7 protein-coding genes are annotated in these 6,079 nt (G+C 62.3%); 5 read left to right on the top strand and 2 right to left on the bottom strand.

Going from position 1 to position 6,079, the window contains the following annotated elements; all coding sequences use genetic code 11:
* Positions 1-291, bottom strand: a 291-nt coding sequence (locus tag OXH56_04895) for a hypothetical protein (GenBank protein ID MCY3554640.1), incomplete at its 3' end; no start/stop codon positions are given.
* 250 nt (positions 292-541) lie between these two features.
* Between OXH56_04895 and OXH56_04890 the strand changes: the two genes are divergently transcribed.
* A complete protein-coding gene (locus OXH56_04890) occupies positions 542-1,060 on the top strand; it encodes a RidA family protein (protein MCY3554639.1) in 519 nt (172 codons plus the stop codon).
* A 137-nt stretch (positions 1,061-1,197) separates the two neighbouring features.
* Entirely contained in the window at positions 1,198-2,217 is a 1,020-nt protein-coding gene (locus tag OXH56_04885) for a Gfo/Idh/MocA family oxidoreductase (protein MCY3554638.1), read from the top strand.
* Between the two features lie 74 nt (positions 2,218-2,291).
* Here OXH56_04885 and OXH56_04880 read toward each other — a convergent pair whose 3' ends face one another.
* A complete protein-coding gene (locus OXH56_04880) occupies positions 2,292-3,305 on the bottom strand; it encodes a tetratricopeptide repeat protein (GenBank protein ID MCY3554637.1) in 1,014 nt (337 codons plus the stop codon).
* A 153-nt stretch (positions 3,306-3,458) separates the two neighbouring features.
* Between OXH56_04880 and OXH56_04875 the strand changes: the two genes are divergently transcribed.
* From OXH56_04875 to OXH56_04865, 3 genes are read left to right on the top strand one after another with little or no spacing between them, the layout of a single operon-like run.
* Positions 3,459-3,953, top strand: coding sequence for a ubiquinol-cytochrome c reductase iron-sulfur subunit (locus OXH56_04875; protein MCY3554636.1), 495 nt, complete (start codon positions 3,459-3,461; stop codon positions 3,951-3,953).
* A 50-nt stretch (positions 3,954-4,003) separates the two neighbouring features.
* Positions 4,004-5,203: a cytochrome bc complex cytochrome b subunit gene (locus OXH56_04870; GenBank protein MCY3554635.1), complete on the top strand. Its 1,200-nt coding sequence runs from the start codon at positions 4,004-4,006 to the stop codon at positions 5,201-5,203.
* A complete protein-coding gene (locus OXH56_04865; GenBank protein ID MCY3554634.1) occupies positions 5,200-6,075 on the top strand; it encodes a hypothetical protein in 876 nt (291 codons plus the stop codon). Before OXH56_04870 ends, OXH56_04865 begins: the two co-directional genes overlap by 4 nt.
* Positions 6,076-6,079: the final 4 nt, after the last annotated feature.

Here is a 6,079-nt window from a genome sequence, read left to right as displayed (position 1 = left end):
GATCTCCGCCTGGAGGGCGTCGTACTCCTTGTTGGTCTTCACGCTGTAGAGCTGTCCCTGGTACTTCTTGACCTGTTCCTGCGCGGCCTGCAGGTCCCGTTCGTGCTGACGCCTGACCTTCTCGATGTCCGCGACCTTCGTTTCCTGGTCCGAAAGCCTGGTTTCCGCCTCGGACTGGACCGTCTCCATCGACTCCAGCTGGTTGGGTATGTCTACCTTGTACTGTTCGAGTTCGTGCAAGTCCTGATCCGTCTTCTGCAATTCCAACAGCGCTCTCAAGCTTTCCTGCATGCGACTTCTGCCCTCCACGGAAGAAGAAAAGGCGGACAAAAAAAAATGCACGCTGACCGTGCATTTCCCTTCGTTTTAACCTGGTTTTACCGTGCCCCGGGTCCGAAGTGGCAAGTGCAGTCGGACCGTGCAGACAATAGGGCACGTGGTCATATCCATCCTTTTCCCGATACTACTTGATTTTTTGATCATAGACGGTAAAGATAATGCCGAAGGCATGTAGAGTCAACCAAAATCAGGGGAGGTTATCATGGGCTCGACCATACGTATCCAGGGTGGCAGGAAGGAAGAAAGTTTCGAATTGAACATCGTGGTTTCCAGGTGGCTGTTCGCCGGCCTCACAGCGCTGATCGTCGCCGCTGTTTCGCTGGGGTACACCGTGCTGCCCGCCCAGTCGCAGGACGACCGGAGCCGCAAGGCGGTTAACCCGGGTCCAAACTACAGCGAGGCCATCGAGGCGGGTGACTTCGTGTTCCTGTCCGGCAAGATCGCGGCCGTCCGGGGACGGATCATCCCCGGCGGTATCGAGGCGGAAACGAAAATGGTCATGGACAACCTGCAGACGGCGCTGGCAAAGTCCGGATTGACCATGGACGACGTGGTCAAAGCCACGGTGTTTCTCAATGACCTGAACGACTTTTCCGCCATGAACGAAGTGTACCGGTCCTACTACACGGCTGATCCGCCGGCCCGGTCCACCATACAGTCCGGTGTCGTGCTGAACGCCGGCATCGAGATCGACCTGATCGCCTACCGCGGCGACAAGTAGTCGAACAGGTAGTCGGAACGTAGCCGGCGATTAATCGGCAGGTAGCCGGCGATTAACTGGCAGGTAGTCGGCAGGTAGTCGGCGATTAACCGGCAGGTAGTCGGCAAGTCGTCGCCGGATCATTCCAAAAGAGGCGAATGAGCGAAAAAACGACCGCCGGCGTGATCGGACTGGGGCTGGGACGGGCCCATCTCGCCGGCTATCTCGCGGACGAACGGGTAAAAGTCGTCGGGCTGGCCGATCTGGACGTCGGGCTGGCCGAGCGGACCGCGTCGGAACACGGCGTGCCTCACGCGTTTTCCGCCTATCAGGACCTGCTCGCCCTGGAACCTGATCTCGTCAGCGTCTGCCTGCCGAATTTCCTGCACGCGCCCGTGACCATCGACGGCCTGGACGCCGGTGTCCACGTGATGTGCGAGAAGCCCATGGCGCTGAACGCCTCCCAGGCCCGCGACATGGCCGCCGCCGCCCGGCGCAACGGCCGTTTCCTCATGATCGCCCTGAACAACCGGTTCCGGGCCGAGACGCAGATCCTGAAGAAGCTCGTCGAGCAGGACGTGCTGGGCGAGATCTACTACGCGAAGACCGGGTGGTTGAGGCGGAGCGGCATCCCGGGCGCCGGGACCTGGTTTACGCGCAAGGCCCAGGCCGGCGGCGGGCCCTTGATCGACCTGGGCGTCCACATGATCGATCTGGCGCGCTGGCTTATGGGCAATCCGCGGCCGGTGTCCGTGGTGGGCGCCACCTACGCCCGGCTGAGCGATTCGGCGGAAGGCGTCTTCGACGTGGAAGACCTCGCCGCGGCCTTCATCCGGTTCGAAGGCGATGCCACACTCGTCGCGGAGACGAGCTGGGCCTCCCACGTGGCTTCGGAAGGCTCCTACGTCAAGCTCATGGGTACCCTGGGCGGCGCCGAGATCACGGGCAACGATTTAACGGTATATACCGAACTGCACGGCGAACAGGTGGATGTCACGCCCGCCTACGCGCCGCGGGAATGGTCGGACTGCATCGCGGCCGAGATCGCCCATTTCGTGGACTGCATCCGTGCCGGCCGCTCGCCCATGTCCACGGGCGAGCAGGGTGTCGAGATCATGCAGATCCTGGATGGGATCTACGAATCGGCCGCGGACAACCGGATGGTCCGGATCGGGTAGCGCGGCACGTGGCGCGTCGCTCGGTACCCCGCAGGTTTAGCGGCCCCGGCAACCTTCGTGAGACAGCGCCCGGGTTACCGGTCCGGGCTGTCGTCCGCGGCGAGTCCGAATGCCCGTTCATTGGCCCTTATCGTCCTGTCGCGGGGTCTCGCGGACAGAGCGCTGCGGTAGGCCGCCTCGGCATCGGTCCTGCGGCCGGACCTTTCATGGGCGACTGCCAGGTTGTTCCACGCCGCCGCGTCGTCGGGGTCCCCCGCCACGATACCTTCCCAGATCGTCACCGCCCGGATCCAGTCCCCTACCCGCGCCGCGGAGATGGCACGGCCGTCCCGGGTATCGATCAGCCGGCGGGTGACCTGGATCCGCTCCGGTGACAGCACGGCCATCAGCCGCGACACAACGCGGCGGGCCAGAACTTCGGTCAGCAACGGCGAAACGAGTTCGACGGAGATGGCCCCCTCGGGCGGATCTATGACGGGTTCGGGCAGTACCGTGCGGTAGGTTTCGGATTCCGTAAAAGAAACATCGGCTATCAGCGTGTTCGACTGGATACTGTAGGCTCGCAGGGTGGCCGTGACGACCGCTGTCTGATCGATGTGCGGCAGTACATAGGCCTTGTTGATGAAGCGGGAATCGGACCGTCCGAGTCCCACCCCGATGGCCTCTTCCTCTCGAAAGACCTTCACTTCCCCGTATTTTTCCGTATAAACCCTTTTGAGATCGCCGACGAGCGTGATACCGGCGTTGATCTCCCTTCCGACGATCAGCGCGAGAGAATCGGGGATCTGACCGGCCTCGTGAGGATGGCGGGACAGCGTCCGGAGCACCGGTCTCATTTCGATGGCCGTCAGCGTGGAATCCGAGACGAGGGCGCGGGCGAACAGGAACCCGGTCAGGTTGTTGAGGGCCAGGTCGGTGCCGTTGAAACCCAGCAGGGCGATCGTTTCTTCTTCGCCGGGGAGACCGAGCAGGGACGAACGGTAGACATCGAAACGGACGGAGAGCGAAGAAGCTGCGCATCCGGGGACATGCGCCAGGGTTGCCGCGGCTAGGAGCGGCAGGACCGTTCTGTAGAATGAAGCGGTCATGGTACCTGAATAAGTACGCCCTTTTATCCCGGTGTGTCAAGCCGATTCGGGGCGGACGGCCGTCCGCCGGAACCCCCCGAAAGAGGTTGACAACCGGACCGGCTGTCCTTAATCTACGCATGACCAGAAGCCAAGTCATCACGAGTAATATACATGTCCTCGTCACAGAAGCCGCCTGGGCCTGCGGAACCCGGCAGGAAGTCAGGCAAAACCCCCGGCAAGACACGTCCCGACCCGGTCCGCCGCCGCCGATTCCTGCAGAGATGCCTCGGCGCGCTGGGCGGTATCGGTTCCCTGATGGCCGTCTATCCGCTCATCCGTTACATCGAACCGCCCCCCGAAGCCGAAGGCGCCAACCGGGTTGAAATCGACCGCGCGTCCCTGCCTCCCGGCACTTCCAGGACGGTGATCTACCGGGGCCGGCCGACCATCGTGGTCAATACCTCCGACGGTTACATCGCCTATAACGCCGTGTGTCCCCACCTGGGTTGCGTCGTCAAGTGGGAGAGAGGAACACAGAGCCTGATCTGTCCCTGTCACGGCGGCATATTCGGCACGGACGGCAGCGTCCAGGGCGGGCCGATTCCCGGCCCCCTGACCGCGGTCGAACTATCCGTCACCGACGACAAGATCATCGTCGGCGTGTAACTGCCGGTGACCAGACGGTCCATTTCACGCGGAGCACGCAACCAGCCACCATGATCAGACGCCTGTTCAACGGGGTGTACAACTGGCTCGATGATCGTGCGGAAATATCGGTCATCATCGACTTCTGCCACCGCCAGCTGACCAAGCCCGTGCCCCGCCACCTCAACTGGCTGTTCTCCTTCGGAACAGTCACCCTGATGTTCTTCCTTTCCCAGGCCGTCTCGGGCGTCTTCCTGATGATCTACTACGAAGCGTCGGCCGATACGGCCTACGAGAGCGTGAAGTACATCATGGAGCAGGTGCGTTTCGGCTGGCTCATGCGCCAGGTGCATACCTACGGCGCTAATTTCATGATCGCCTTCCTGCTGCTGCACTCGGTCCGCGTGTTCTTCTACGGTGGTTACAAGAAACCCAGGGAGCTCACCTGGCTATTCGGGTTCGGCCTGCTGGTCGTGACCCTGGCCTTCGGCTTCACGGGCTATCTCCTGCCCTGGGACCAGCTTTCCTACTGGGGCACGACGGTGGGTACGGAGATCGCCGCCGCAACCCCGCTCATCGGCGAGTACCTGCTGATTCTCATGCGGGGCGGCGAGATCATTTCCGACGTGACCCTCACCCGCTTCTTCGTCCTGCATGTGGTGCTGCTGCCGTGGGCCTTCATCGCCCTGGTCACCGTGCACCTGGTCCTGATCCGGTACAAGGGCATCTCGCCGCTCGAAGGAACGGACGTGCCGGAGAAGACACCGGAAGAACTGAAGAAAGCCGGCGGCAAACCTTTCTACCCCCAGCACGTGATGAAAGAAGCCATCGTGGTCCTGCTGGTCCTGGCGTCGATGATTTTCATGATCATCTACTACCCGTTGCCGCTCCACGAAAAGGCCGATCCCTTCAACACGCCGGTGGGCGTCAAGCCGGAATGGTATTTCCTTTCCTCCTACCAGGCGCTGAAATACCTCCCGAAAACCATCGGCATCATCGGCTCCGGCCTGGTGGTCCTGGCCATCTGCCTGCTGCCGTTCTGGGACCGCACGCCGGCCCGTACGCCGGCACGCCGGCCCCTCGCGACGTCCCTCGGCATCCTGTTCATCGTGCTGAACATCGCCCTCGCCCTGCTCGGCAAGATCTCGGAAACGGAGATGACCTTCATGGGCACGAGGTATCATTTCGACATCTACGGATGGCCCCACGCCATCGGGACGGTCGAGGAACCGGCGGTCCTGCCGGACACCGTCGGCGAGGGAACCGAATGAGCGGACGGGCGGCATACCAGGCGCGGGCGGCATACCAGGCGCGGGCGGCATACCAGGCGCGGGCGGTCCTCTTACTCCTTCCGCTGTTGATCCTCTTTTGGACTTCTGCCGACTACGCGGAAGCGCAACAGGGTGCGGCGACCAATAACTGCGTCAGCTGCCATGCCGACCTGGAAGACGAGGACATGAGCCTGCCGGTAGCCGAATGGCTGCGGAGCGCGCACCGTCCGGCGGACATCTTTTGCCAGGATTGTCACGGCGGGAACCCCGCCACCATGGTGGAAGACGAAGCGCACGACATAGATATGGACTTCGTGGGCCTGCCCGACCCCTACGTCGTCCATGAACTGTGCGGCGAGTGTCACCAGGTCCAGACGGAGAACTACGTACCCAGCCCCCATGGTCTCGAGGGTGATTTCTGGCCTAACTGCGTGGATTGCCACTCGAATCACGAAGTAGTCTTTCCCCGGGCGTCACTGATCTCCATACCCGACAATTGCGAGGACTGTCACGAGCAGGCGATCATGGACGATTTCATCGCCCTGACCGACCGGGGACTCGAGCCCATCGTCGAGTTCCGGCGGGCGGCTGAGGAGATCCGTTCGGCCGGGGTCCCGGTCGATCAGATCCTGGCCCAGGCCACCCTGGCGCGGGACGCATATATCGAACGGGCCTCCCATGTCTTCGTACTCGAGAGAATGGTCGCCGTCGTCGACTCGCTGGAACAGGTCTACCCGAGCATCCGAAAGAAAGTGGAAACCGCCCGCACCGAAGTCGATACACGCCGAAGGTTTGGCTGGATGTTCATCGGCCTCTTCCTCGTAGCGGCGGGTGTGATCTGGCTGTACCGACGGTCGCTGCCGGACGCCTGATCGA

This window comes from Gemmatimonadota bacterium, assembly GCA_026702745.1.
GTDB lineage: Bacteria > JAAXHH01 > JAAXHH01 > JAAXHH01 > JAAXHH01 > JAAXHH01.
The sequence above is the reverse complement of the archived record's forward strand: the minus strand, read 5'-3'. Positions and strand labels throughout refer to the sequence as shown.

Excerpts from the sequence above, each read along its gene's own strand:
- OXH56_04890 (MCY3554639.1), top strand. The coding sequence starts at position 542 with ATGGGCTCGACCATACGTATCCAGGGTGGCAGGAAGGAAGAAAGTTTC.
- OXH56_04885 (MCY3554638.1), top strand. The coding sequence starts at position 1,198 with ATGAGCGAAAAAACGACCGCCGGCGTGATCGGACTGGGGCTGGGACGG.
- OXH56_04880 (MCY3554637.1), bottom strand. The coding sequence starts at position 3,305 with ATGACCGCTTCATTCTACAGAACGGTCCTGCCGCTCCTAGCCGCGGCA.
- OXH56_04875 (MCY3554636.1), top strand. The coding sequence starts at position 3,459 with ATGTCCTCGTCACAGAAGCCGCCTGGGCCTGCGGAACCCGGCAGGAAG.
- OXH56_04870 (MCY3554635.1), top strand. The coding sequence starts at position 4,004 with ATGATCAGACGCCTGTTCAACGGGGTGTACAACTGGCTCGATGATCGT.
- OXH56_04865 (MCY3554634.1), top strand. The coding sequence starts at position 5,200 with ATGAGCGGACGGGCGGCATACCAGGCGCGGGCGGCATACCAGGCGCGG.